A 24176-nucleotide genomic window follows, 5' to 3' on the forward strand; every position below is an offset into this window, starting at 1 on the left:
ACGGCATGGCCAACGCGCTGCGCGCGCTCGCCATGGACGCGGTCGAGAAGGCGCAGTCCGGCCATCCCGGCATGCCGATGGGCATGGCGGACGCCGCCACCGCGCTGTTCACGCGCTTCATGAAGATCGATCCCAGCCGGCCGGACTGGGCCGACCGCGACCGCTTCATACTCTCCGCCGGCCACGGCTCGATGCTGCTCTACGCGATCAACCACCTGCTCGGCTATGCCGACATGGGGACGGCAGAGCTGAAGCGGTTCCGCCGGCTCGGCGCCGTCACCGCCGGCCATCCCGAGCACGGCCACACGTTGGGCGTGGAGACCACGACCGGGCCGCTCGGCCAGGGGCTGACCACCGCGGTCGGCATGGCGCTCGCCGAGCGCATGATGAATGCGCGCTTCGGCGACGAGCTGGTCGACCACTACACCTATGTCATCGCCGGCGACGGCTGCCTGATGGAGGGCATCTCGCACGAGGCGATCGACCTTGCCGGCCACCTGAAGCTCGCCCGGCTGATCGTGCTGTGGGACGACAACGGGATCTCGATCGACGGCTCGACCGCGCTGTCGACCTCGACCGATCAGCCCGCCCGCTTCCGCGCCGCCGGCTGGAACGTGATCGCGGTCGACGGGCTGGCCTATCACGCGGTGGTCGACGCCATCGCCGAGGCGCGCCGCTCCGACCGCCCGACGCTGATCGCCTGCCGCACCACCATCGGCTACGGCGCCCCCACCAAGGCCGGCCGAGAGAGCGCCCACGGCGCCCCGCTCGGCGCCGCCGAGATCGAGGGCGCGCGCGAGAAGCTCGGCTGGACCCACCCGCCCTTCGAGGTGCCGGACGAACTGCGCGCGGCCTGGGCCGAGGTCGCCGCGCGCAGCCGGGCGGCCCGCGAGGCCTGGGAGGCGCGGCTTTCGGCCTCCGGCCAACGCGCGGCTTTCGAGGCCGCGGTCGAGGGCGACCTGCCGGCGGATTTCGACGAGAAGCTCGACGCCTACAAGCGCATGCTGGGTGAGGAGGCGCCGAAGGTCGCCACCCGCAAGGCCTCCGAGATGGTGCTCGGCGTCGTCAACGAGGCGAGCGAGCTCACCGTTGGCGGCTCGGCCGACCTCACCCATTCGAACCTGACCCTCACCAGGGGGCTCGGATCGGTCGCGCCGGGCGCGTATGGCGGGCGCTATTTGCATTACGGCATCCGCGAGCACGCCATGGCGGCGGTGATGAACGGGCTCGCCCTGCATCGCGGCTTCATTCCCTATGGCGGCACCTTCCTGGTGTTCTCCGACTATGCCCGCGGGGCGATGCGGCTCTCGGCGCTGATGGGCCAGCGCGTCGTCTATGTGATGACGCACGATTCCATCGGCCTCGGCGAGGACGGGCCGACGCACCAGCCGGTCGAGCATCTCGCCATGCTGCGGGCGACGCCGAACATCAACGTGTTCCGCCCCGCCGACGCGGTGGAGACGCTGGAGGCCTGGCAACTCGCGCTGCACTGCGAGGGCACGCCTTCGGTGCTCGCCTTGTCGCGGCAGAACCTGCCGACCTTCCGCACCGCCTACAGCGAGGAGAACCTCACGGGCTACGGCGCCTATGTCGCGCTGAAGCCGCGCCGCCGGCGGGACGTGACGCTACTCGCCACCGGCTCGGAGGTGGAGATCGCCTTCAAGGCGGTCGATCTCCTCGCCGCCCGCGGCGTCGATGCCGCGGTGGTCTCCATGCCGTGCTGGGAGCTGTTCGAGAAGCAGAGCGAGGCCTACCGGCGCGCCGTGCTCGGCACCGCCCCGCGGGTCGCGGTGGAAGCCGCCGCCCGGCTCGGCTGGGACCGCTGGATCGGCGATCGCGGGCGCTTCGTCGGCATGACCGGCTTCGGCGCCTCGGCGCCGGCGGGCGAGCTCTACGCGCATTTCAACATCACGCCCGAGGCCGTGGTCGACGCGACCTGCGACCTCCTGACCTGCGCCTGAGACGGAGGACGCGTCCATGGCCCGCATCACCCTTCGCCAGCTTCTCGACCACGCGGCCGAGCATGGCTACGGCGTTCCCGCCTTCAACATCAACAACATGGAGCAGGGCATCGCGATCCTGGAGGCCGCCGACGCGGTCGATGCCCCGGTCATCCTGCAGGCGAGCCGCGGCGCGCGCTCCTATGCCGGCGACATCATGCTGGCACGCATGATCGACGCGCTCACCGAGATGTACCCCGCGATCCCGATCTGCATGCATCAGGACCACGGGAACAACGAGGCGACCTGCCTCTCGGCGATCCAGCACGGCTTCACCTCGGTGATGATGGACGGCTCGCTCATGCAGGACGCGAAGACCCCGGCCGACTACGACTACAACGTCGCCATCACCCGGCGCGTGGTCGACGCCGCGCACTGGGTCGGCGCCTCGGTCGAGGGCGAGCTCGGCGTGCTCGGCTCGCTGGAGCATGGCGGCGGCGAGCAGGAGGACGGGCACGGCGCGGAGGGCGAGCTCTCCCGCGACCAGCTCCTCACCGATCCCGGCCAGGCGGTGGACTTCGTCGCCGCGACCCGGGTCGACGCCCTCGCCATCGCCATGGGCACCTCGCACGGCGCCTACAAGTTCTCGCGCCGGCCGGACGGCGACATCCTCGCCATGAACGTGATCGAGGAGATACATAGCCGGCTGCCGAACGTGCATCTGGTCATGCATGGCTCGTCCTCGGTGCCGCAGGCGCTGCAGGACCTGTTCAACGCCTCCGGTGGCCGCATGCCCCAGACCTGGGGCGTGCCGGTGGAGGAGATCGTGCGCGGCATCCGTCACGGCGTGCGCAAGGTCAACATCGACACCGACTGCCGGCTCGCCATGACCGCGCAGTTCCGCAAGGTCGCCGTCGGCGACGCTTCCGAGTTCGACCCGCGCAAGTTCCTGAAGCCGGCGATGGACGCGATGCGCGCGCTGTGCCGCGAGCGTTTCGAGGCGTTCGGCACCGCGGGCAACGCCTCGAAGATCAAGGTGCTGCCGCTGGCGGCCATGGCCAAGCGCTACGCCAGCGGCGCGCTCGATCCGGTGATCGGCGGCGCACGGGCGGCGGCGGAATGAGGACCACGCGGCGCTCCCCCTCATCCGGCCCGCCGGGCCGGGGCCCCCATGCGGTGGCGAGGTGACGGAGAGCCGGGACGCGAACGTGCCTACCCCCTCTTCGCGAGGGGCGGGATTGGAGTGAGGGGCCTTCGGCCGCTCCTCCGGAGAGGACGCCGGCAGGGTCGGCGCGCAAGCCGCGCACGAGCCGTGCCCATTTCGAACGGAGCAGATCGATGAACGCGATCGACAAGACGACGTCCGCTGATGCACCGCGCAGCCGCTACAGCGCCGGCGTGATGGAATACCGCAAGATGGGCTACTGGCAGCCCGACTACGAGCCCAAGGACACCGACGTCATCGCCCTGTTCCGGGTCACCCCGCAGGACGGCGTCGACCCGATCGAGGCCTCGGCGGCGGTCGCGGGGGAAAGCTCCACCGCCACCTGGACCGTGGTCTGGACCGACCGGCTGACCGCCTGCGACAAGTACCGGGCGAAGTGCTACCGGGTCGACCCGGTGCCCAACTCGCCGGGCTCTTGGTTCGCCTACATCGCCTACGATCTCGACCTGTTCGAGCCGGGCTCGATCGCCAACCTGTCGGCCTCGATCATCGGCAACGTGTTCGGCTTCAAGCCGCTCAAGGCGCTGCGCCTCGAGGACATGCGCCTGCCGGTCGCCTATGTGAAGACCTTCGACGGGCCGGCCACCGGCATCGTGGTGGAGCGCGAGCGGCTCGACAAGTTCGGCCGGCCGCTGCTCGGCGCCACGGTGAAGCCGAAGCTCGGCCTGTCCGGGCGCAACTATGGCCGTGTGGTCTACGAGGCGCTCAAGGGCGGTCTCGACTTCACCAAGGACGACGAGAACATCAACTCGCAGCCCTTCATGCACTGGCGCGACCGCTTCCTCTACTGCATGGAGGCGGTGAACAAGGCGCAGGCGTCCACCGGCGAGGTGAAGGGGACCTACCTCAACATCACCGCCGGCACGATGGAGGACATGTACGAGCGCGCCGAGTTCGCCAAGCAGCTTGGCTCCTCGATCGTCATGATCGACCTGATCATCGGCTACACCGCGATCCAGTCGATGGCGAAGTGGGCGCGGCGCAACGACATGATCCTGCACCTGCACCGCGCCGGCCACTCGACCTATACGCGGCAGAAGACGCATGGCGTGTCGTTCCGCGTCATCGCCAAGTGGATGCGCCTCGCCGGCGTCGACCACATCCATGCCGGCACGGTGGTCGGCAAGCTCGAGGGCGACCCCCACACCACCAAGGGCTATTACGACATCTGCCGCGAGGACTACGTGCCGCAGAACCTCGCCCATGGCGTGTTCTTCGACCAGGACTGGGCCTCGACCCGCAAGCTGATGCCGGTCGCCTCGGGCGGCATCCATGCCGGCCAGATGCACCAGCTCATCGACCTGCTCGGCGAGGACGTGGTGCTGCAGTTCGGCGGCGGCACGATCGGCCATCCGATGGGCATCCAGGCCGGCGCGACCGCCAACCGCGTGGCGCTGGAGGCGATGATCCTCGCCCGCAACGAGGGCCGCGACATCGTGGTCGAGGGGCCGGACATCCTGCAGGACGCCGCCCGCCACTGCCTGCCGCTGCGGCAGGCGCTCGATACCTGGAAGGACGTGACCTTCAACTATTCGTCGACCGACACGCCCGACTTCGTGCCGCAGGCCACCGCGGCCGAGTGAGGCCGGACAGAGCGAGGAGACACATCATGCGCATCACTCAGGGAGCCTTCTCCTTCCTGCCGGACCTCGATGACGGGCAGATCACCCGGCAGGTCCAGTACTGCATCGACAAGGGCTGGGCGGTGAACATCGAGTTCACCGACGATCCCCACCCCCGCAACACCTATTGGGAAATGTGGGGCATGCCGATGTTCGACGTGCCCGACGCCGCCGGCGTCATGTTCGAGCTGAACGCCTGCCGCAAGGCCCATGCCGGCCGCAACTACATCCGGGTCAGCGCCTTCGATTCCACCCATACGTGGGAATCGCTGCGCCTGTCCTTCATCACCGACCGCCCCGCAGACGAGCCCGGCTTCGCGCTGGACCGGCAGGAGGTGGATGGCCGGTCGATCCGCTACACCACGCGCGCCTACGCCGCCGATCGCCCGGAGGGCGCGCGCTACTAGCACTGCCATGACGCGCTCCCGCCGCGCGCGGTTTCTTGCGCCGCGCGGGAGCGCTGCCGATCCGTCGGTCTCCCACTACTCCCCCGACGGACTATCGCGGCCGCCTGGTTTCCTCCCCGGCCGCGAAGGACCGGTTCCGGAATGCCGCGCCCGGAACCGGTCCTCTTTCCTTCCTCGAAAACAGCGGGAGCCCTTCTCATGGAAGCTGTCATCGACACCCCGCCGACCGCGCCCCCCGCCGCATCCGACGGGGGCGAACAGGCGATCGACCTGCGGGCCGAGTTCACCGAAAGCGGGCTCGCCCGGGTGCTGGACGAGCTCGACACCGACCTCGTCGGCCTGGTGCCGGTGAAGCAGCGCCTGCGCGAAATCGGCGCCCTGCTGCTGGTGGACCGCGCCCGCGCCCGCTTCGGCCTGCAGGCGGTCAGCCCGACCCTGCATATGAGCTTCACCGGCAATCCGGGGACCGGCAAGACCACGGTCGCGCTGCGGATGGCGGAGATCCTCCACCGGCTCGGCTATGTGCGCAAAGGTCACCTCGTCACCGTCACCCGCGACGACCTCGTCGGCCAGTATATCGGCCACACCGCGCCCAAGACGAAGGATGTGCTGAAGCGCGCCATGGGCGGCGTGCTGTTCATCGACGAGGCCTATTATCTCTACCGCCCCGAGAACGAGCGCGACTACGGGCAGGAGGCGATCGAGATCCTGCTGCAGGTGATGGAGAACCAGCGCGACGACCTGGTCGTGATTCTGGCCGGCTATGCCGACCGGATGGAGCGCTTCTTCACCGCCAATCCGGGCTTCCGCTCGCGCGTCGCCCATCACATCGACTTCCCCGACTATACGGGCGGGGAGCTGGAGGCGATCGGGGCGCGGATCCTCGACGGCATGAACTACCGGCTCAGCCCGGCGGCCGAGGAGGCGTTCCACCGCTATGTCGAGCTGCGCATGGCGCAGCCGCATTTCGCCAATGGCCGTTCGGTCCGCAACGCGCTCGACCGCGCGCGGCTGAGGCAGGCCAACCGGCTGTTCGCCAGCGAGCGGCCGGTGACGGCCGGCGACCTCACCACCATCGAGGCCGAGGACATTCTGGCGAGCCGGGTGTTCTCCGGCGGCATCGACAGCTACCCGCCGCTGCCCGCGCGCTGAAAGCCGCGGGCCGCCGCGCCCCCGACCCCATCGACGGGAGACATCTCATGGCGCTCATCGCCCCTTCCATGCTCGCCTGCGACTTCGCACGTCTCGGCGAGGAACTGCGCGACGTCACGGCCGCCGGCGCCGACTGGATCCATCTCGACGTGATGGACGGGCATTTCGTGCCGAACATCACCTTCGGGCCGGACGTGATCCGCGCCATGCGGCCCCATACCGACCGGACCTTCGACGTGCATCTGATGATCGAGCCGGTGGAGCCCTATATCGAGGCTTTCGCCCATGCCGGCGCCGACGTCATCACGGTGCAGGCGGAGGCCACCCGCCATCTCGACCGCTGCCTGCAGCTCATCCGCTCGCTGGGCAAGAAGGCGGGCGTCGCGCTCAATCCGGCGACCCATGAGAGCGCGCTCGCCTATGTGCTCGACAAGGTCGACCTCATCCTCGCCATGACCGTCAATCCCGGCTTCGGTGGGCAGGCCTTCATCGCCGACGTTCTGCCCAAGGTGCACCGCCTGCGGGCGATGATCGGCGAGCGGCCGATCCATCTGGAGATCGACGGCGGGGTGAACCCGCAGACCGGCGCGCTCTGCGCCGCGGCGGGCGCCACCGTGCTGGTGGCGGGATCGGCCGTGTTCCGGGGCGGGGCGGAAGGCTACCGCGCCAACATCGCCGCGCTGCGCGCCGCCGCCGAACGTCCGGCTGCCGCGGCGTAGGGCGGGGCGGATTCCTGTCCACGCGGCAGGACCGCCGGAGAACGACGATTCCTGAACCCGTCCGCGCTCGCGGGCGGGCTCCCGGCTGTCACCCCCAGAACGTCAGTTCAGCGCGCCCTCGGTCACGTTGAGGATCAGCACCTGCTTGGCGTCCTCGCGGATCGCGGTCGACGTCCTCAGCTCGAGGTCGAGCGCGGGCCGCTTCGACTGCACCAGCGTCGCCAGCTTCTCCGCCACCCCGGCGGCGGAGGCGTGGTAGGACAGCGTGTTGGCGGTCGGCTGGACCACTCCCGAATCCGACACCACCACCTCGAAGCCGGCATTCTTCAGGATGCTGGTGAAGGCGTTGACCCGCGCCGCCGGCACGGAGCCGGTCGGGGCGAACATCCGCACCACATAGCCGGTGCCGAGCAGGGCCGGCTTGGCGGGCGGGTCGGGCGTCGTGGGCGCGGCCGCCGCGGTCTGCGTCGGCGCGGTTTGCGTGGCTGGAGCCTGCGAATCGCCATCGGGCGCCGGCGTGGCGGCCATGTCGGCCGGGGACGGCGCGGCGGCATCGCTCGCCGCCGGCTGCGGCGCTGTGGCGGTGGGTGCTGGTGCGGATTGGGCCGTGGGGGCCGCGGATTGGAGCGAGGGGCCGAGCGCGGCCAGACGGGTCTCGACCATGGCGGCGAGACGGTCGTCGAGCCGCTGCTCCAGCCCCGCCTGCGCATCGCGCAGCGTGCCGAGCTCGCCGCGCAGCAGGCCGATCTGGATCACCGCCGCGACCAGCAGGAGCAGCATCGCCACGAATCCGGCCGCCACCGCGATCGGCAGCACGCGCCCGCCGGTCCTGGAGGGCGGGGCGGAAGCGGGTGCTTCGCTGCGGCGCGTCTCCAGCTCCAGCCGGCGCATCTCGACCTTCAGCCGCTCGATCTCGATCCAGCGATGAAAAGCCTCCGGGTCCTGCGGCGGGCCCTTGCTACGGGCGCCGGCGGCGGCGGGACGGGGGGCGGCGGAAGCGGGCCGGGCGGCCGCTTCGCGCGGGGCCGGGGGATAGTCCGGCGCTTGCGGTGATTGCCCGTATGAGGGCTGCCCCTCTGCCGTCTGTCCTTGCGGCGGCTGCGCGTGCGGCGGCACCTGCGGCTCGCTGTCTTCCGTCATCTCGCACTCCCGATCGGTCCGCCCGCGATCCCGGAGACCGGACGGGCGGACCTGATGCTTGTAGCCGAGCCCTCCGCTTTTCGCACCCGACTCGCGCCATTTGCATCAAGGACGAGGAACCATGGCCTCGGTTGGGCGGTTGGCCCGGATGCCCGCGCCGTCGGCCGCAAGGGCCGGCCAAGCGGGATTCAACAAGGAGATTCGCCATGGACAGGAACGAGCAGCGGGTACGCGAAGCCGCCTATCGGGTCTGGGAGGCGGAAGGGCGTCCGGAAGGGGCGGCGCTCGACGCCTGGATATCGGCGCACCGGCTGGAGAAGGCCGAAGCCGGCCGCGCCGGCGACGAGCGCCCGTTCCCCGGCGCCGGCCCGCACGCGCGGCGCGACCTGATCAACGAGGACGCCACTCCCGGTTCCGGCGCGCTGCCGTCGGTGGACGGCGACGACCCGGACGTCGCGCCGCCGACCGGCTGACGCAGGACATGTGATGCCGCCGGGCCGCGTGGCCGCAAAAAAGGAAACGGGCGCGGGGTCGCCGCGCCCGTCCTCCCGCCCGAGGGCCAGTGTCTAGCCCTTGATCGCCTTCTTCGCGTCGCCGACGAAGTCGAGGCATTCGTCATATTCGCCTTCGCCCATCTCGCGCTGGGCGCCGCGCAGCGCCTTGTTCAGCTTGTCGAGCGTCGCCTTGGGCGGGCCCTTGGCGATTTCCGCCTTGATCATGGCGACGCCGTCCGAGCAATCCTTGGCGTCGTCCGCCAGGGCGCTGCCGAGGGTGGCGAAGGTCGCCGCGCCGGCCAGCAGCGCCGCCGAAAGCAGAATTCTCAGGGTTCTTTCCCGCATGGTTCTTCCTCCCGAATGACGCCGTTGCCGGCTTCCCGTTTGCGCTGCCGCCTATTTGACGGTCAGCGTGCCCTGCATACCCTTCTCTTCCAGCCCCTCAATCCACCATTTGTAGGTGCCGGTGCGGATCGGCACGAATTCGAGCGAGATCGTGCCCTCGTCGTCGAACTCGATATGGTGCGGCGAGCCGTAGGGATGGATTTCCAGATGGTTGATGACGATCTGGTTCATCCAGATGTTGCGGAAGAATTCCGGCGCCATGAACTTGTATTCCTTGCCGCCATTGGAGGTGACATCGAGCTGGTAGGACTTGCCGCCCTCCATGGTGATGTCCTTCACCGGCACGGCGTAGTCGTTGCCGTTGGTATCGCCGAGCACGATTTCCGGCAGCCGCTGGCGGCCCTTGGCGATGTCTTCGGCCAAGGCGGCGGGGATGGCGGCGGGGATGGCCGCGAGGCCGACGGTGCCGGCACCGAGCGCGAGCATGTGGCGGCGATTTACGAAACGGGCGTTCATGCGTTTCTCTCCCTTCCCTGATGTCGAGCGCGGGTGCCGGCGCCGGCCGGTCCCGTTCTTCTTTTCGCAAGACCGTAGTCACCATGTAACCACCTGTCTATAATATTGATTCTTATAAAGTTTTTATTCATTTCTCATGAATCTGGAAGTCTTCTCATGTAAAGCCGGCGGGCGGGCATCTTGCCTCGGCGACCGCTCCGCGTGGCGCTCGCGCGCGCCTTGCGCGGGCGCCGGCGCGAGCCCATGGTCGGGGCAGGAAGCGGCGGGGATTCGCGCGACGCGGCGCCTCTCCCGCCCGCAGCAGGAGAACGCGACCGCCGTGCCCGCCGATCGAGCCCAACCCTGCGCCGGCAATCCGACCGCCCGCCGGACCCGTTCCCGGCCTGCGCGGGCGCGACGGGCGGCGCGATGAGCGCATTCCGCTTCCTCCATTCCAGCGACCTCCATCTGGGAAGGCGCTTCGGCAATCTGCCGGAGGAGCTGCGCGGGCGGCTGCGCGAGGCGCGCCACGCGGCGATCGGCCGGCTGGCGGCGCGGGCGCGCGAGAACGGGGCCTCCACCATCCTGCTGGCGGGCGACACCTTCGACACCGAGACGCCCGCCCCCGACATTCGCCGGCAGGCGCTGGCGGAGATGGGCCATCACGCCCCGCTGCGCTGGGTGCTGCTGCCGGGCAACCACGATTCGCTGCAGGCCTCGCAGCTCTGGGGCGCGCTGCGCCCCGAGGCGCCGGACAATGTCGTGCTCGCCGTCGAGCCGGCCCCGCTGGCGCTGGCGCCCGGCGTCACGCTGCTGCCCGCGCCCTGCACCACCCGCCGGCCCGGACGCGACCTGACCGAATGGATGGACGGGGCGGGCCGGGAGGAGGGGGCGATCCGCATCGGCCTCGCCCATGGCGCGATCCGCGACTTCGCCGAGGAGGGCGGCGCCACCGACGTCATCGCCCCCGACCGGGCGGCCCGCGCCGGCCTCGACTATCTGGCGCTCGGCGACTGGCACGGCTCGCTGGAGGTCGACGCGCGCACCCGCTACAGCGGCACGCCCGAGCCCGACCGCTTCAAGCACGACCGGCCCGGCACCGCGCTGATCGTGAGCATCGAAGCGGCCGGCGCCGTGCCCGAGGTGACGCCGGTCGAGACCGCGAGCTTCGCCTGGCGCACGCTGCGCCTCGACCTGCTGTCGCAGGATGACGGCGCGGCTCTGCTCGCCGGGCGGCTTCCCGAGGGGCGGGAGCGCCGGCAGACGCTCCTGCGCGTGGCGGCCGCCGGCCGGGCGAGCCTTGCCGGCCACACCGCGCTCGCCGCCGCCATCGCGCAGGCGGCGCCGGAATTCGCCCGTCTCGAACTCGACGAGGCCGGGCTCGCGATCGACTGCGAGGCCACCGATCTCGACCTGATCGATCGCGGCGGCGCCCTGCGCGAGGCCGCCGAGGCGCTGCGGGCGGAAAGCCTCGACGCCACCCGTTCGGCCGCCGAGCGGGAGGTCGCACGGGCGGCGCTGATGCGCCTGTTCTCCTACAGCCAGCAGGCCGGCGCATGAAGATCGCGGCGCTCCGGCTCTTCAACGTGCGGCGCTTCGCCCGCCGGGGCGTGGCGATCGAGGGGATCGGCGACGGCGTCAACGTGCTGTGCGCGGCCAACGAATACGGCAAGTCGACCAGCTTCGACGCGCTGCACGCGCTGTTCTTCCAGCCCCATACCGGGCAGGCGAAGGAGCTGAAGCGTCTGCAGCCCTATAGCGGCGGCAATCCGCTGGTGGAGGCGGACATCATCGTGCCGGAGGGGCGGTTCCGGCTCACCAAGCAGTTCCTCGGCGGCCGGCGGGCGAGCGTCATGGCGCTCGACAGCGGCCGGCTCGTCGCCCAGGCGGACGAGGCGGAGAACTTCATTGCCGGACTCATACGCGGAGGCACCGCCGGGCCGGCCGGCCTGCTCTGGGTTCGGCAGGGCAATACCGGCCTCGAGAAGCGCAAGGAGGACGAGGACGAGCGGCAGGTGCGCGAGAGCCTGCTCACCTCCGTGCAGGGCGAGGTCGAGGCGATCACCGGCGGGCGGCGCATGTCGCAGATCATCGAGCTGTGCGCCGGCGAACTCGGCGCGCTGGTCACCGCCACGGGGCGCCCGAAGGCGGGCGGCCCCTATGCGGCGGCGCTGGAGGAGCAGGCCCGCCTCGCCGAGGAGGAGGCGCGGCTCAAGGCCGACGTCGACACGCTGCGTGCGGCGCTCGACCGGCGCGCCGGGGCGCTGCGCCAGCTCGCCGAGCTCGACAAGGCCGAGGAGAAGGCGGCCCGTCGCGCCGCCGTGGTCGAGGCCGAGGCGGCGTTCGAGACCGCGAAGAGCCATGCCGAGACGCTGAAGGCGGCGCGGGCGGAAGCGGCGCTGGCGCGCAGCCGGTTCGAGGCCGCGGAGCGGGCGCTGAAGGGATTCCGCGCGGCTATGGAGCGTCTCGCCGCGCTACGGGTCGAGCGGCAGGCGATGCAGGCGCGGCGCGAGGAGGCGCAGGCGAAGCGCGGCGCGGCCACCGCGGCGATGGAGCAGGCGGGCGCCGAGGTGCAGGCGGCCGAGCGCGAGGAGCGCGAGACGCGCGCGCTGCTGGCCCGGCTCGAGCGCGCGCTCGCCGCGCGCAAGGCGGCCGAGGAGCTCGACGCGCTGAAGCTGCGGCTCGGCCGGGCCGAGGCGATCCGCGCACGGCTGGAGGAGGGCGAGGCCGCGCTGGCGTCGATCGCGATCCCCGACGCGGCGATCGAGAAATTGCAGCGGCTGGACGAGGAGATCTTCCGCCTGCGCACGGCCGAGGAGGCGGGGCTGCCCTCGCTGCGTATCGCCTATGAGGGCGAGGCGCCGGCGCGGGTGACGATCGACGGCCGCGCGCTCGGCGATGGCGAGGAACAGGCGGTGAGGGACGTCGCCCGCCTCGACCTGCCCGGCATCGGCACGCTCCATGTGCGCGCCAACCGGCCGGCCGGTGCCGACGGGGCGTTGGAGGCGGCGGAAGAGAAGCGGCGACGCCTGCTGGCGGAGATTTCCGTCGCCGACCTCGCCGAGGCGCGCCGCCGCTCCGGCGAGGCGCAGAGGCAGGCGGCGGCGCTCGAAGGGCTGCGCATCGAGGCGCGCCATCTGGTGCCGGAGGGTCTGAAGGCGCTGCGCGAGGAGGTCGCGCGGCGTGCGGCGGTGCCGGCGGAGGCGCTGGAGCTGAAGGGCGATCCCGACGAGGTCCGCCAGACGCTGGAGCGTGCCGAGGCGCGGGTCGGCGCCGGGCGCGCGCGCGTCCACGAGGCCGAGCCGCGGCGCGAGCGGGCGCTGGAGGCGCTGATGGCGGCGCAGAGCTCGGTCGCGGCGCTCGACGGCGAGCTCGCGCGGCTCGCGGCAGAGCTGGGGCCGGAAGCGGAACGCGGCGGGCAGGAGGCGGCGCTCGCCACCGCCCATGATGCGGCCGCAGGCGAGCTCGGCACCTGCGAGACCCGCGCCGGCGAACTGAAGGCCGCCGCGCCGGACCTCGCCTCGGCCGAGGCGGCGCTGCGCCGCGCCCGTTCGGTCGAGGAGGGGGCGCGGCAGGAGGAGGAGCGGCTGCGGCGCGATCTCGCCGGCCTCAACGCCGAAATCAGGACCCGCTCGGACGACGCGGTCGAGGAGGCGTGGCGCGAGGCCGGCGAGGCCCGCGAGGCGGCCGATGCGCGCGTTGGCGCGTTCGCGGCCGAGGTGGCGGTGCTGGACCGTCTGCGCGAGGCGCTGCAGGCCTCGCGCTCGGCGGCGCGCGACCTCTATCTCCAGCCGGTGCTGAACGAGCTGCGCCCGCTTCTCGGCCTGCTGTTCGACGACGTCTCGATCGTGTTCGACGAGAAGTCCCTGCTGCCGCAGACCATCCGCCGCAACGGGCAGGAGGAGGAGGTCGAGCGGCTGAGCGGGGGCATGCGCGAGCAGCTCTCGGTGCTGACCCGGCTCGCCTTCGCCCGGCTGCTGGCGCAGGACGGCCGGCCGGCGCCGGTGATCCTCGACGACGCGCTGGTCTATTCCGACGACGACCGGATCGAGCGCATGTTCGATGCGCTGCACCGGCAGGCGCGGGACCAGCAGATCATCGTCTTCTCCTGCCGCCAGCGCGCCTTCGCGAAGCTCGGCGGCAATGTGCTGCACATGAGCGACTGGGAGCCGGACCTCGGCTGAGCGGGCCGCGACGGTCAGGCCAGCAGCACCGAGGCGCTGCGGAACAGCATGTAGGAGGCGACGACGAAGATGATCGCCGCGAACACCGTCGCCAGATGGCCGGCCCGCCCGGCGAGGTGCTGCGCCGCCTTCATGCCGGCAAAGCTTCCCGCCGCGCCGCCGGCGATGAAGACGAGGGCGAGCGTCCAGTCGACGAAGCCCGACAGCGCGTAGTTGAACGCGGTGGTCAGGCCGAAGGCGGTGACGGCGACCAGCGAGGTGCCGACCGCGTTCAGGATCGGCATGCCGGTCGAGCCGATCAGCCCCGGCACGATGAGGAAGCCGCCGCCGATGCCGAAGAAGCCGGAGACGGCGCCGGTGCCGAGCCCGAAGCCGAGCACCCGGGGCGCCTTCTCGCGCGTGCATTCCGCGCCCGGCTCGCCGGGATTGCCGCGCCCGCGCAGCATCAGCACGCCCACCGCCAGCATCAGCAGGGCGAACAGGAACAGCAGCTTCTGGCCGTCGATCAGCTTGCCGAAGGTCGAGCCCGCCAGCGCGCCGAGAATGCCGGCGGCGGCGTACATGCCGCCGCAGCGCCACTTCACCGTGCCCGCCCGCGCATGGCTGAGCAGCCCGACCGCGGCGTTGACGGCGACCGCGAAGGCGCTGGTGCCGATGGCGATGTGCGGGTTGCGCACGCCGACCAGATAGACGATCAGCGGCACGGCGAGGATCGAGCCGCCGCCGCCCACTAGGCCGAGCGTGAAGCCCACCAGCACGCCGGCCCCGCCGCCGAGCGCGTATTGCACCGGTTCGAGCATCACGCCGGCCCGCTTTCCGGCGGCGCCGCGATCGGCTCGGGCGCGCACAGCCATTCGCGCCCGCGCAGCATCGCGTACCAGTAGATCGGCGGCAGCATGCGGTCCTTCAGGAACCAGGCCCGGCGCGTCGGCCGGGTGCCGTCCAGCATCCATTTCGGGAAGGTCGGCAGCAGCGCGCCGCCATAGCCGAACTCAGCCAGCACGATCCGGCCGCGCTCGACGGTGAGCGGGCAGGAGCCGTAGCCGTTGTACTGCGCCGCCGGCGCCTTGCCGTCGAGCGCGGCGAGGACGTTGACGGCGACCACCGGCGCCTGCTTGCGCGCGGCGGCGGCGGTCTTGGCGTTCGGCGTGTCGGTGGCGTCGCCGAGCGCGAACACGTCCTCGTGGCGGACATGGCGGAGCGTCGCCGGATCGACCTCGATCCACCCGCCGGGCCCGGCGAGCGGGCTCGCGGCGACGACGTCGAGCGGCGTCTGCGGCGGCACGGCGTGGAGCATGTCGAAGGTGCGCTCGACCCGCTCGGGCCGTCCGTCCGCGCGCTTGCGCTCGAAGGTTGCGATGCGGGCCGGCCCGTCGACGGCGACGAGGGCGGAGCCGAAATTGAGGTCGATGCCGTAGCGCTCGACATAGTCCATCAGCGCCGGGACGTAGGTCGGCACGCCGAACAGCACGCCGCCGGCATTGTGGAACTCGACCTCCATGCGCGGCAGGATGCCGGCCTCGCGCCAGATGTCGCAGCACAGATACATCGCCTTCTGCGGCGCGCCGGCGCATTTGATCGGCATGGCCGGCTGGGTGAACAGCGCCCGGCCGGGGCGCATGTCGCTGGCGAGGCGGTAGGTGTAGGGGGCGAGGTCGTAGCGGTAGTTCGAGGTGACGCCGTTCTCGCCCAGCGTTTCCGACAGGCCGGGAATGGCGTCCCAGGCGAGACGCAGACCCGGCGCCACGACGAGCGCGCGGTAGCGCACCGAGGCGCCGTCCGCCAGCACTACCTCCCGCATCTGCGGCGCGAAGCCGGCGGCGGCCTGCCGGATCCAGGTGACGCCCGCCGGCATGACCTCGGCCATGGGATGGCGCGTAGTCTCCGGCTTGAAGATGCCGGCGCCGACCATGGTCCAGCCCGGCTGGTAGTAGTGGCAGGTGGCGGGCTCGACGATCGCGATGTCGAGCGAGGGGCGGCGCTTCAGCAGGCTGGAGGCGGTGGCGATGCCGGCCGCCCCGCCGCCGACGATGACGACGTCATGCACGCGGGGCGCCGGCGCGCTCCCGGGGTCCGTCTCCGTCGGCGCGGGTGCGAGGCGCGGGCACTGGGCCGAAAGGTCGAATCCGGCACGGCTGGCGAGGCCGAGGATGTCCTCGGCCGGGCGATGGCCCGCCTCGGCCAGCGCCCAGAGCGTGGCCGCGCGCATGCCGCTTCGGCAATAGCCGAGAATGGGTGAGGGAAGCTTGTCGAGCACGGCCCGCATCTGCGCCACCGCCTCGTCGTCGAAGGCGCCGGGGGCGACCGGGATATGGACGAAGGCCATGCCCAGCGCGTCGGCCAGCAGGGCCATCTCGGCGGCGTCGGGCTGGCCGGGCTCCTCGCCGTCCGGACGGGCGCAGACGATGGTCCTGTAGCCGGCCGAGGCGGCGCGGGCGAGGGCGGCGCCGTCCATCTGGCTGGTGACGGAGACGTCCGGCGTGATCTGCCTCGGGGCCATGATGCGTTTCCCTGATCTGTCCGCCCCGCCGGACCGGCCGCCGGCGGTCAGCCGGGCGAGGAGCCGAGGGCAAGGCGGTTTGCCTGCTCTTTGATTTCATAATTTCAGATAATATGTAACTATAGATACGCATTGCGTCAACGCAACGGCGAAGGCAATCAGGGGGAATGACTGGCGAACACACTTCCGCGACCGGCACCCTCGCCGCCCCGCCACGCCCGCTGCGGATCGGCGATCGCGCGCCGCTGTTCAGCGCCCGCTCGACCCACGGGTCGGTGGAGCTCTCCGCCTATCGGGGGCGCTGGCTGGTGTTCTTCTCGCACCCGGCGGACTTCACGCCGGTCTGCACCAGCGAGTTCATCGCGCTGGCCCGGCTCGCGCCCCGGTTCGAGCAGCTCGGCTGCGCGCTGCTCGGCTTGTCGGTGGACAGCCTCTATTCCCACCTCGCCTGGCTGCGGGCGATCCACGCCACCTTCGGCGTCGAGGTGCCGTTCCCGGTGATCGAGGACCCCTCGCTCGAGATCGCGCGCGCCTACGGCATGCTGGACGAGGAGGCGCGCGATTCCTCCACCGTGCGGGCGAGCTACTTCATCGACCCGGACGGCATCGTCCGGGCGATAAGCTGGTACCCGATGACGGTGGGGCGCTCCGCCGACGAGATGCTGCGCCTCGCCGCCGCGCTGAAGCGGGTGGAGCGCGGCGACGCCGTCACGCCCGAGGGCTGGGAGCCGGGCGATGCGGTGCTGCTGCCGCTGCCGGGCGAGCAGGCGCTGTTCGACGGTGGGGACGACTGGTTCTGCCGGCGGATCGAGGAGAGCTGAGCGCCATGGCGCTGACACGCGAGCAGGCGGAGCAGGCGGTGGAGCGGCTGCGCGCCTATGGCCAGCCGCAGCGGCTGATGATCCTCTCGCACCTGCAGGCGGGCGAACTGACGGTTGGCGGGATCGACGCCGCCACCGGCATCGGCCAGCCGGCGCTGAGCCAGCAGCTCGCCGAACTGCGCCGCGCCGGGCTGGTGGCGACGCGGCGCGTCTCCAAGCAGGTATTCTATCGCCTCGCCGACGTCTCGGTCGCCCATTGCGTGCGCAGCATCGAGACCCAGTTCGGCGGCGCCGAGGCCGGGCCCGAGCCGGAGGGTCCCGCCGCCGACACGCGCGCGGCCGGGCGCCCGCCGCAGAAGGGCGCCGCCATGTTCGCCCGCGTCATCCGCGAGGACTCGCGCTAGAGACCGCCCATTTGTGGGTTCTGCGTCACGCAGGCCCGCTTCGGGGGCGCGCGAGGCGGCGCAGATGGGCTGCGCGTATTGCATTGCAGCAAAAGCTGATGTAGCCCGGACCCAATCATCCGGACCCGGTGAAATTCCGGGTGGCTCTTCCGGCCGCCGATCCGCCGGACAACGCAGATGCAGCGCCTGCCCGCACCGCCTGCCGGCGGACGGCCGCTCTTTGCGCAGAAACAATTCCATGACGACGAGCTCACGCTATTTCCGCGACTGGTTCTTCAATATCCGCGCCGATGTCCTTGCCGGCATCGTCGTGGCCCTTGCCCTGATCCCCGAGGCGATCGGCTTTTCCGTCATCGCCGGGGTCGACCCGAAAGTGGGGCTGTTCGCCTCCTTCGCCATCGCCTGCGTCTCCGCCTTCGTCGGCGGGCGGCCGGGCATGATCTCGGCCGCCACCGCCGCGACCGCGGTGGTGATGACCTCGCTGGTGCGCGATCACGGGCTTCAGTACCTGTTCGCCGCCACCATCCTGATGGGCGCGATCCAGATCGTCGCCGGCCTGCTCCGCGTCGGCCGGCTGATGCGGTTCGTCTCCCGCTCGGTCATCACCGGCTTCGTCAACGCCCTCGCCATCCTGATCTTCATGGCGCAGCTGCCCGAGCTGATCCATGTGCCGCCGGTGACCTACGCCATGGTCGCGGCCGGGCTCGCCATCATCTACCTGTTCCCGCGCCTCACCCGCGCCGTGCCCTCGCCGCTGGTCGCGATCGCGGTGCTGACGCTGTTCGCCTGGTGGAGCGGGATAGAACTTCGCACGGTCGGCGACCTCGGCGAGCTGCCCTCCAGCCTGCCGGCGCTGGCGCTGCCCGATGTGCCGCTGAACCTCGAGACGCTGAAGATCATCCTTCCCTATTCGCTGACGCTGGCGGCCGTGGGCCTGCTCGAATCGCTGCTCACCGCGCAGATCGTCGATGACATGACCGACACGATGAGCAACAAGAGCCAGGAATGCATCGGCCAGGGCGCGGGCAACCTGGCCTCGGCGCTGATCGGCGGCATGGGCGGCTGCGCGATGATCGGCCAGTCGGTGATCAACGTCACCTCGGGCGGGCGCGGGCGGCTGTCGACCTTCGTCGCCGGCGCCTTCCTGCTGGTGCTGATCCTCGTGCTCGACGACCTGGTGCGCATCATCCCGATGGCCGCGCTGGTGGCGGTCATGGTCATGGTCTCGATCGGCACATTCTCCTGGCGCTCGATCCTCGACCTGCGCACCAATCCGCGCTCCTCCTCGGTGGTGATGCTGGCGACCGTCGTCACCGTCGTGGCGACGCGCGACCTCGCCATCGGCGTGCTGGTGGGGGTGATGCTCTCGGGCGTGTTCTTCGCCGGCAAGGTGGCGCGACTGGTGCACGTCTCGGTGAGCGCCGACGAGGCGGCGGAGCGGGTGGTCTACACCGTCACGGGGCAGATCTTCTTCGCCTCGGCCGAGGTGTTCCTGCGCGGCTTCGATTTCGACCGGCGCCCGCGTGAGGTGGTGATCGATGTCACGCACGCGCATTTCTGGGACATCACCTCGATCGGCGCGCTCGACAAGGCGGTGCTCAAGCTGCGCAAGGCCGGCGCGGAGGTCACCGTGCTCGGCCTCAACGAGGCGAGCGCCACCATGGTCGACCGCTTCGGCCGGCACGACAAGGACGTGCTGGCGGACGTCTCGCCGCACTAGCTCGGCGGGCGGCGCTTCGCGCGCATCCGACGAGAGACGACGTTCGCGGCGGCGCGGATTGCGCTAAGCAACGCCCGCCGCATCCCCGTCCCGCCTCCCGGGGCGCGGGCGGCGCTATGAACGGACGTCCCATGAGCGACACTGACGAGACACCGCGCGCCGGGCAGGCGCTGACCGGCATAAGGGTGCTGGACCTCTCCCGCGTGCTGGCCGGCCCCTGGGCGACGCAGGTGCTCGGCGACCTCGGCGCCGAGGTGATCAAGATCGAGCGGCCCGGCGCGGGCGACGACACGCGCGGCTGGGGCCCGCCCTGGCTGAAGGACGGCGAGGGGCGCGAGACCGGCGAGAGCGCCTATTTCCTCGCCGCCAACCGCAACAAGCGCTCGGTGAGCGTCGACATGGCGCATCCCGACGGGCAGGCGCTGATCCGCAGGCTGGCGCAGGCGAGCGACGTGGTGATCGAGAATTTCAAGGTCGGCGGCCTGGCGCGCTACGGCCTTGACCATGATAGCCTCGCTGCCCTCAACCCGCGCCTCGTCTACTGCTCGATCACCGGTTTCGGGCAGGACGGGCCGGAGGCGGGACGCGCCGGCTACGACTTCATGATCCAGGGCATGTCGGGGCTGATGTCGGTGACCGGCAGCCCGGATGACGAGCCGCAGAAAATCGGCGTGGCGCTGGTCGACGTGCTGACCGGGCTCAACGCCGCCATCGCCATCCTCGCCGCGCTTCAGCAGCGCCACAGCACCGGGCGCGGCCAGCGCATCGATGTCGCGCTGTTCGACGTGGCGATGGCGAGCCTCGCCAACCAGGCGCTCAACTATCTGGTCGGCGGCACCGCGCCGCGCCGGCTCGGCAACGCTCATCCCAACATCGTGCCCTACCAGGCGTTCGAGACCGGGGACGGGCACCTCATCCTCGCGGTCGGCAACGATGCCCAGTTCGCCCGCTTCTGCCGGCTGGCGGATCTCGGCGACCTCGCCACCGATCCGCGCTTCCTCACCAATGCCGGTCGCGTGGCGCACCGCGCCGAGCTTCTGCCGGCGGTCGCGGCCGCGTTGAAGCGGCAGACCACGGCGGAATGGCTCGCCATGCTGGACGCTGCCGGCATCCCCGCCGGGCCGATCAACACCATCGCGCAGGCCTTCGCCGAGCCGCAGGCGCTGGCGCGCGGGCTGGCGCTCGAACTCCCGCACGTGCTGGGCGGCATCGCGCCCGGCGTGCGCAGCCCGCTGCGGCTGAGCGATTCCCCGTCCGGCGCGCCGCTCGCCCCGCCGACGCTGGGCCAGCATACGGACGAGGTGCTCGCCCGCATCCTCGGCGTACCTCAAGCCGAGCGCGACCGGCTGCGGCGCGAGGGGATCATCTGAGGAGTGGAGCGGCCGGCGCTGAGCCCCGCAGCGCGACGAGCTCCGCCATCGGCATGAGCGCGCCGCGCCGGCCGATGACGCGCGCGGCAAGGGCGTGGGCGCGCCGCGCCGCCTCGGCCGGGGCGAGCCCCTGCAGCCGGGCGGCGAGATAGCCGCCATTGAAGGAATCGCCCGCCCCGGTGCTGTCGACCGGCGCGACACGCGCGCAGTCGATCACTTCGCTCCGGGCTTCGCCATCGAGCAGCGCGATCGGCCCGCCGCCGTTCTTCACCACCACCTCGCCGGCGCCGGCCTCGTGCCAGCGGCTGGCGCAGGCGGCGAGGTTGGCATCGCCGAAGGCGGCGGCCTCGTCGTCGAAGCTCGGCAGGGCGATGGCGGCGGTGGCGGCGGCCTTCCTCACCCAGTCCCTCATGGTCGCGGCGTCCTCCCACAGGGCGGGCCGCAGGTTGGGATCGAACACGGTGGTCGTGCCGGCCCGACGGGCGCGGGCCACCTCGTCCAGCAGGAAGGCGCGGCGGTCGGGGGCGAGGATGGCGAGGGTGATGCCGGAGAAATAGACCAGATCGGCCGCGTCGATGACGGCCTTCAGTGCCGTCTCGTCATCGGCGAGGTGGCGCGCCGCCGACTGGCCGCGCCAATAGGCGAAGCTGCGCTCGCCCTCGTGCAGCTCGATCGAGTAGAGCCCGACATTGCGCTTCGGGTCGCGGGCAATGAAGCCGGTGCCGATGCCGTTGGCTTCGAGGAAGCCGGCCATGCGTTCGGAGAACGGATCGGTGCCGAGCCGGGAGAAATAGGCGACCCGCCACGCCTCGCCGAGAAAGGCGCGGGCGTACCAGGCGGTGTTCAGCGTGTCGCCGGCAAAGCCCATACGCCACAAATCGCCGCCTTCCTGCGACAGCTCCACCATCGCCTCGCCGATGGAGAGGAACAGCCGGTTGCTCATCCGGCGGGCTCCAGCCGGGCGAACTCGCGGCCGATCGCGCCCTTCATGCCCTCCGCCAGCATGGCGGAAAGCGCGTCCTCCACCTCGGCGCGCCAGGACGCGGAGGTCTTCAGCGCCTCCGGGAACAGGCCCGGCAAGCCGTGAAGGGCGAGCGAGATGGCGCCGGGATCGCGCCCGTGGCCGGTCAGCGCGGCCTTGATCTCGGCCTCGCGCGGGTCGCGCAGCGCGTAGGTTTCGCCAGCGTCGCTCTCGCCGAGGCAGTAGCGCATCCAGGCGGCGACGGCGAAGGCGAAGGGGCGCAGCGGCAGGCCGGCCTCTTCGGCGCAGACGGCCGGGTTCAGCAGGCGCTGCGGCAGCTTCTCGGTCCCGTCCATGGCGATCTGGTAGGTCTCGTGCGCGATCGCCGGGTTGGCGAAGCGCGTGGCCAGCGCCTCGGCATAGGCGCGAAGGTCGATTCCCTCCAGCGCCGGCAGCACCGCGGCGGCGGCCGCCAGATGGCGCTGCACCAGCCCGGCGAGCGCGGCATCGGCCATCACGTCGCGCACATAGCGGTGCCCGGCGAGGAAGCCGGCATAGGCGAGCATGGAGTGGCTGCCGTTGAGCATGGTGAGCTTCATGCGCTCATAGGGCGTCACGTCGGCGACGAAGAGCGCGCCGCCCGCCTCCCAGGCCGGGCGTCCGGCGGGAAAGCGGTCTTCGATCACCCATTGGTGGAACGGCTCGGTTTCGATCGCGGCGAGGTCGGTGCAGCCGGTCAGGCGCTCGGCGTCGGCCAGAGTCTGCGCGGTGGGCGCCGGGGTGATGCGGTCGACCATGGAGGAGGGAAAGGCGATCTCGGCGGCGATCCAGTCGGCGAGCTCGGGCGCGACCAGCCGGGCGAAGCCGACCACGCCGTCGCGCAGCAGGACGCCGTTCTCCGGCAGGTTGTCGCAGCTCAGCACGGTGAAGGGGGCGATGCCGGCCGCGCGCCGCCGGGCGAGGGCGGCGACGAGGAGCCCGAGCACGCCGGCCGGTGCGTCCGGCGCGGCGAGGTCCGCCGCCACCGCCGGGTGGGTCCGGTCCGGCCCGCGGGTGGCGCGGTCGATCCCGTAGCCCTTCTCGGTGACGGTGATGGTGACGATCCTCACCGCCGGATCGCACATCGCCTCGAGCGTCGCGGCCGGGTCGGCGGCGAGGATGCCGGCGAGGGCGCCGATGACGCGGGCCTGCGTTCCCTCCGCGCCGCGTTCGAGCAGCGTGTAGAGCCCGTTCTGCGGGTTCAGCGCTTCCGCGACCTCGCGGCTGCGCAGGCTGACGCCGGTGATGCGCCAGTCCCCGCCGGCCTCGGCCAGCGCCGCGTCGGTATAGGCGGCCTGATGGGCGCGGTGGAAGGCGCCGGCGCCGATATGGACGATGCCGACGCCATGGGCGGCGGGGTCGTAGGCCGGGCGGAGCGCGGGCTCGCGCACCATGTCCAGCCGGGCGAGGCGGGGCGCGCTCATGCGCCCGCTCCCAGCGCGGGGTGGGACAGGGCGGTCATGATGCCGCGCAGCTCCGCCAGCCCCTTCAGCCGGCCGATCGCCGGATAGCCCGGCTGGCCCTTGCGCTTGAGGTCGTCGAGGATGTCCTGCCCGTGGTCGGGGCGCATCGGGATCGACCAGTCGGCGCGTCCCTCGGCGCGCCGGCGGGCCTCCTCGCGCAGCGCGGCGCCGACGAGGGCGACCATGTCGGTGTGCCCGCCCAGATGCTCGGCCTCGTAGAAGCTGCCGACGACAGCGTCGGTGTCGCGGTGCACGTTGCGCAGGTGCAGGAAATGCACGCGCGGCCCGAGCCGCTCCATCATGCCGGGCAGATCGTTGTCCGGCCGCGTGCCGAGCGAGCCGGCGCACAGGGTGATGCCGTTGGCGGGAAGGTCGACCGCCTCCATGACGGTGCCGTAGTCGGCCTCGGTCGACATGACGCGCGGCAGCCCGAGCAGCGGGAACGGCGGGTCGTCGGGATGGCAGCACAGGCGCAGGCCCAGCTCCTGCGCGAGCGGGGCGACCTCGGACAGGAAGTCGACGAGATGAGTGCGCAGGCGCTCGTCCGAAACCGCGGCATATTCGGCGAGGTGCAGGCGCACGTCGTCGAGGGTGAAGCTCTCCGCCGCGCCCGGCAGGCCGAACACGACGTTGCGCGCCAGCCCGGCGCGGGTCGCCTCGTCCATCTGCGCGAAGCGGACGGCGGCGGCCTCCACCACCTCGGGGGGGAAGCTCTCCGCCGCGCCGGGACGGGCGAGGATGTGGATGTCGAAGGCGGCGAAGTCGACGAGGTCGAAGCGCATGCAGGTCGCACCGTTCGGCCGCCGCCAGGCTAGATCGGTCCGGGTCCAGTCGAGCACCGGCATGAAATTGTAGCAGATCACCTCGATGCCGGCATCGCGCAGCACGCGCATCGAGGCCTTGTAGTTGGCGAGGTGGGTGCGCCACTCGCCCTTCTGCTTCTTGATGTCCTCGGAGACCGGCAGGCTCTCCACCACCTCCCAGCGCAGGCCCGAGGCCGCGCCGTCGGTCATGCGCCCGATCTGCGCCTGCCGGAGCGCGACCTCCTCCGGCGTCCACACCGCGCCGGTCGGCACGTGGTGGAGGGCGGAAACCACGCCCTCGACCCCCGCCTGCATCATGTCGTCGACCGATACGAGATCCTTCGGACCGAACCAGCGCCACGTCTGCCGCAT

21 protein-coding genes and 1 other annotated feature are annotated in these 24176 nt (G+C 71.5%); of the genes, 13 read left to right on the forward strand and 8 right to left on the reverse strand.

All coding sequences use genetic code 11. From position 1 onward, the window contains the following. Positions 1 to 5 precede the first annotated feature (5 nt). The 6 genes from tkt to rpe all read left to right on the forward strand — a co-directional run bounded on the left by tkt (position 6) and on the right by rpe (position 7065). Complete coding sequence (tkt, locus tag NVS83_RS09985) at positions 6 to 1961, forward strand: transketolase (RefSeq protein WP_374115049.1); 1956 nt, start codon at positions 6 to 8, stop codon at positions 1959 to 1961. A 16-nt stretch (positions 1962 to 1977) separates the two neighbouring features. Beyond that, a complete protein-coding gene (gene fba / locus NVS83_RS09990; protein ID WP_258739172.1) occupies positions 1978 to 3063 on the forward strand; it encodes a class II fructose-bisphosphate aldolase in 1086 nt (361 codons plus the stop codon). 215 nt (positions 3064 to 3278) lie between these two features. Beyond that, on the forward strand, positions 3279 to 4748 hold the full coding sequence (locus tag NVS83_RS09995) for a form I ribulose bisphosphate carboxylase large subunit (RefSeq protein WP_258732980.1): 1470 nt from the start codon (positions 3279 to 3281) through the stop codon (positions 4746 to 4748). Positions 4749 to 4774: 26 nt separating this feature from the next. Continuing rightward, positions 4775 to 5194: a ribulose bisphosphate carboxylase small subunit gene (locus tag NVS83_RS10000; RefSeq protein ID WP_258732979.1), complete on the forward strand. Its 420-nt coding sequence runs from the start codon at positions 4775 to 4777 to the stop codon at positions 5192 to 5194. 198 nt (positions 5195 to 5392) lie between these two features. Continuing rightward, positions 5393 to 6346: a CbbX protein gene (gene cbbX, locus NVS83_RS10005; RefSeq protein WP_258739173.1), complete on the forward strand. Its 954-nt coding sequence runs from the start codon at positions 5393 to 5395 to the stop codon at positions 6344 to 6346. A 47-nt stretch (positions 6347 to 6393) separates the two neighbouring features. After that, on the forward strand, positions 6394 to 7065 hold the full coding sequence (rpe, locus tag NVS83_RS10010; RefSeq protein WP_258739174.1) for a ribulose-phosphate 3-epimerase: 672 nt from the start codon (positions 6394 to 6396) through the stop codon (positions 7063 to 7065). A 102-nt stretch (positions 7066 to 7167) separates the two neighbouring features. Here rpe and NVS83_RS10015 read toward each other — a convergent pair whose 3' ends face one another. Beyond that, complete coding sequence (locus NVS83_RS10015) at positions 7168 to 8205, reverse strand: hypothetical protein (protein WP_258739175.1); 1038 nt, start codon at positions 8203 to 8205, stop codon at positions 7168 to 7170. Between the two features lie 206 nt (positions 8206 to 8411). Here NVS83_RS10015 and NVS83_RS10020 point away from each other — a divergent pair, with 206 nt between their 5' ends. Beyond that, the gene (locus NVS83_RS10020) at positions 8412 to 8678 is read left to right on the forward strand and encodes a DUF2934 domain-containing protein (RefSeq protein ID WP_258739176.1); all 267 of its coding nucleotides are present in this window, start codon (positions 8412 to 8414) and stop codon (positions 8676 to 8678) included. A 93-nt stretch (positions 8679 to 8771) separates the two neighbouring features. Here NVS83_RS10020 and NVS83_RS10025 read toward each other — a convergent pair whose 3' ends face one another. After that, positions 8772 to 9044: a hypothetical protein gene (locus NVS83_RS10025; protein ID WP_258739177.1), complete on the reverse strand. Its 273-nt coding sequence runs from the start codon at positions 9042 to 9044 to the stop codon at positions 8772 to 8774. A gap of 51 nt (positions 9045 to 9095) precedes the next feature. Continuing rightward, a complete protein-coding gene (locus NVS83_RS10030; protein ID WP_258739178.1) occupies positions 9096 to 9560 on the reverse strand; it encodes a cupredoxin domain-containing protein in 465 nt (154 codons plus the stop codon). 408 nt (positions 9561 to 9968) lie between these two features. Between NVS83_RS10030 and NVS83_RS10035 the strand changes: the two genes are divergently transcribed. After that, complete coding sequence (locus tag NVS83_RS10035) at positions 9969 to 11099, forward strand: metallophosphoesterase family protein (RefSeq protein WP_258739179.1); 1131 nt, start codon at positions 9969 to 9971, stop codon at positions 11097 to 11099. Next, positions 11096 to 13723 carry an AAA family ATPase gene (locus NVS83_RS10040; RefSeq protein WP_258739180.1) on the forward strand — a complete coding sequence of 876 codons (2628 nt, stop codon included), beginning with the start codon at positions 11096 to 11098 and terminating at the stop codon, positions 13721 to 13723. The genes NVS83_RS10035 and NVS83_RS10040 overlap by 4 nt, the downstream gene beginning before the upstream one ends. A 14-nt stretch (positions 13724 to 13737) precedes the next feature. On the opposite strand, the gene NVS83_RS10045 is transcribed toward NVS83_RS10040, so the two are convergent. Both NVS83_RS10045 and NVS83_RS10050 read right to left on the reverse strand, forming a co-directional pair. Beyond that, positions 13738 to 14526 (reverse strand): sulfite exporter TauE/SafE family protein, encoded by a 789-nt coding sequence (locus NVS83_RS10045; protein WP_374115038.1) that lies wholly within the window; start codon positions 14524 to 14526, stop codon positions 13738 to 13740. After that, on the reverse strand, positions 14523 to 16223 hold the full coding sequence (locus NVS83_RS10050) for a bifunctional protein tyrosine phosphatase family protein/NAD(P)/FAD-dependent oxidoreductase (protein WP_258739181.1): 1701 nt from the start codon (positions 16221 to 16223) through the stop codon (positions 14523 to 14525). Before NVS83_RS10050 ends, NVS83_RS10045 begins: the two co-directional genes overlap by 4 nt. Positions 16224 to 16390: 167 nt before the next feature. Between NVS83_RS10050 and NVS83_RS10055 the strand changes: the two genes are divergently transcribed. The 4 genes from NVS83_RS10055 (at position 16391) to NVS83_RS10070 (ending at position 20538) form a co-directional block, all read left to right on the forward strand. Beyond that, positions 16391 to 17044, forward strand: a complete 654-nt coding sequence (locus NVS83_RS10055; protein WP_258739182.1) for a peroxiredoxin — start codon at positions 16391 to 16393, stop codon at positions 17042 to 17044. Between the two features lie 5 nt (positions 17045 to 17049). Beyond that, positions 17050 to 17448: an ArsR/SmtB family transcription factor gene (locus NVS83_RS10060; protein WP_309486186.1), complete on the forward strand. Its 399-nt coding sequence runs from the start codon at positions 17050 to 17052 to the stop codon at positions 17446 to 17448. Positions 17449 to 17566: 118 nt separating this feature from the next. Further along, positions 17567 to 17622, forward strand: a sequence feature (sul1 is cis-regulatory element that is thought to sense ions involved in sulfur or methionine metabolism; They are found in Alphaproteobacteria). A gap of 64 nt (positions 17623 to 17686) precedes the next feature. Further along, positions 17687 to 19168 (forward strand): SulP family inorganic anion transporter, encoded by a 1482-nt coding sequence (locus NVS83_RS10065; RefSeq protein WP_258739183.1) that lies wholly within the window; start codon positions 17687 to 17689, stop codon positions 19166 to 19168. Between the two features lie 131 nt (positions 19169 to 19299). Further along, the gene (locus tag NVS83_RS10070) at positions 19300 to 20538 is read left to right on the forward strand and encodes a CaiB/BaiF CoA transferase family protein (protein ID WP_258739184.1); all 1239 of its coding nucleotides are present in this window, start codon (positions 19300 to 19302) and stop codon (positions 20536 to 20538) included. Here the strand turns inward: NVS83_RS10070 and NVS83_RS10075 are convergent. From NVS83_RS10075 to uxuA, 3 genes are read right to left on the reverse strand one after another with little or no spacing between them, the layout of a single operon-like run. Next, positions 20531 to 21481, reverse strand: a complete 951-nt coding sequence (locus tag NVS83_RS10075) for a sugar kinase (RefSeq protein WP_258739185.1) — start codon at positions 21479 to 21481, stop codon at positions 20531 to 20533. The two genes, NVS83_RS10070 and NVS83_RS10075, sit on opposite strands and share 8 nt — an antisense overlap. Further along, complete coding sequence (locus tag NVS83_RS10080; protein WP_258739186.1) at positions 21478 to 22962, reverse strand: mannitol dehydrogenase family protein; 1485 nt, start codon at positions 22960 to 22962, stop codon at positions 21478 to 21480. The genes NVS83_RS10075 and NVS83_RS10080 overlap by 4 nt, the downstream gene beginning before the upstream one ends. Next, on the reverse strand, positions 22959 to 24176 hold the full coding sequence (gene uxuA, locus NVS83_RS10085) for a mannonate dehydratase (protein WP_258739187.1): 1218 nt from the start codon (positions 24174 to 24176) through the stop codon (positions 22959 to 22961). The genes NVS83_RS10080 and uxuA overlap by 4 nt, the downstream gene beginning before the upstream one ends.

Source organism: Ancylobacter mangrovi, from assembly GCF_024752335.1.
GTDB lineage: Bacteria > Pseudomonadota > Alphaproteobacteria > Rhizobiales > Xanthobacteraceae > Ancylobacter > Ancylobacter mangrovi.

Coding starts and splice junctions, on each gene's coding strand:
- tkt (WP_374115049.1), top strand. CDS start 6: ATGGCCAACGCGCTGCGCGCGCTCGCCATGGACGCGGTCGAGAAGGCG.
- fba (WP_258739172.1), top strand. CDS start 1,978: ATGGCCCGCATCACCCTTCGCCAGCTTCTCGACCACGCGGCCGAGCAT.
- NVS83_RS09995 (WP_258732980.1), top strand. CDS start 3,279: ATGAACGCGATCGACAAGACGACGTCCGCTGATGCACCGCGCAGCCGC.
- NVS83_RS10000 (WP_258732979.1), top strand. CDS start 4,775: ATGCGCATCACTCAGGGAGCCTTCTCCTTCCTGCCGGACCTCGATGAC.
- cbbX (WP_258739173.1), top strand. CDS start 5,393: ATGGAAGCTGTCATCGACACCCCGCCGACCGCGCCCCCCGCCGCATCC.
- rpe (WP_258739174.1), top strand. CDS start 6,394: ATGGCGCTCATCGCCCCTTCCATGCTCGCCTGCGACTTCGCACGTCTC.
- NVS83_RS10015 (WP_258739175.1), bottom strand. CDS start 8,205: ATGACGGAAGACAGCGAGCCGCAGGTGCCGCCGCACGCGCAGCCGCCG.
- NVS83_RS10020 (WP_258739176.1), top strand. CDS start 8,412: ATGGACAGGAACGAGCAGCGGGTACGCGAAGCCGCCTATCGGGTCTGG.
- NVS83_RS10025 (WP_258739177.1), bottom strand. CDS start 9,044: ATGCGGGAAAGAACCCTGAGAATTCTGCTTTCGGCGGCGCTGCTGGCC.
- NVS83_RS10030 (WP_258739178.1), bottom strand. CDS start 9,560: ATGAACGCCCGTTTCGTAAATCGCCGCCACATGCTCGCGCTCGGTGCC.
- NVS83_RS10035 (WP_258739179.1), top strand. CDS start 9,969: ATGAGCGCATTCCGCTTCCTCCATTCCAGCGACCTCCATCTGGGAAGG.
- NVS83_RS10040 (WP_258739180.1), top strand. CDS start 11,096: ATGAAGATCGCGGCGCTCCGGCTCTTCAACGTGCGGCGCTTCGCCCGC.
- NVS83_RS10050 (WP_258739181.1), bottom strand. CDS start 16,223: ATGGCCCCGAGGCAGATCACGCCGGACGTCTCCGTCACCAGCCAGATG.
- NVS83_RS10055 (WP_258739182.1), top strand. CDS start 16,391: ATGACTGGCGAACACACTTCCGCGACCGGCACCCTCGCCGCCCCGCCA.
- NVS83_RS10060 (WP_309486186.1), top strand. CDS start 17,050: ATGGCGCTGACACGCGAGCAGGCGGAGCAGGCGGTGGAGCGGCTGCGC.
- NVS83_RS10065 (WP_258739183.1), top strand. CDS start 17,687: ATGACGACGAGCTCACGCTATTTCCGCGACTGGTTCTTCAATATCCGC.
- NVS83_RS10070 (WP_258739184.1), top strand. CDS start 19,300: ATGAGCGACACTGACGAGACACCGCGCGCCGGGCAGGCGCTGACCGGC.
- NVS83_RS10075 (WP_258739185.1), bottom strand. CDS start 21,481: ATGAGCAACCGGCTGTTCCTCTCCATCGGCGAGGCGATGGTGGAGCTG.
- NVS83_RS10080 (WP_258739186.1), bottom strand. CDS start 22,962: ATGAGCGCGCCCCGCCTCGCCCGGCTGGACATGGTGCGCGAGCCCGCG.
- uxuA (WP_258739187.1), bottom strand. CDS start 24,176: ATGCGGCAGACGTGGCGCTGGTTCGGTCCGAAGGATCTCGTATCGGTC.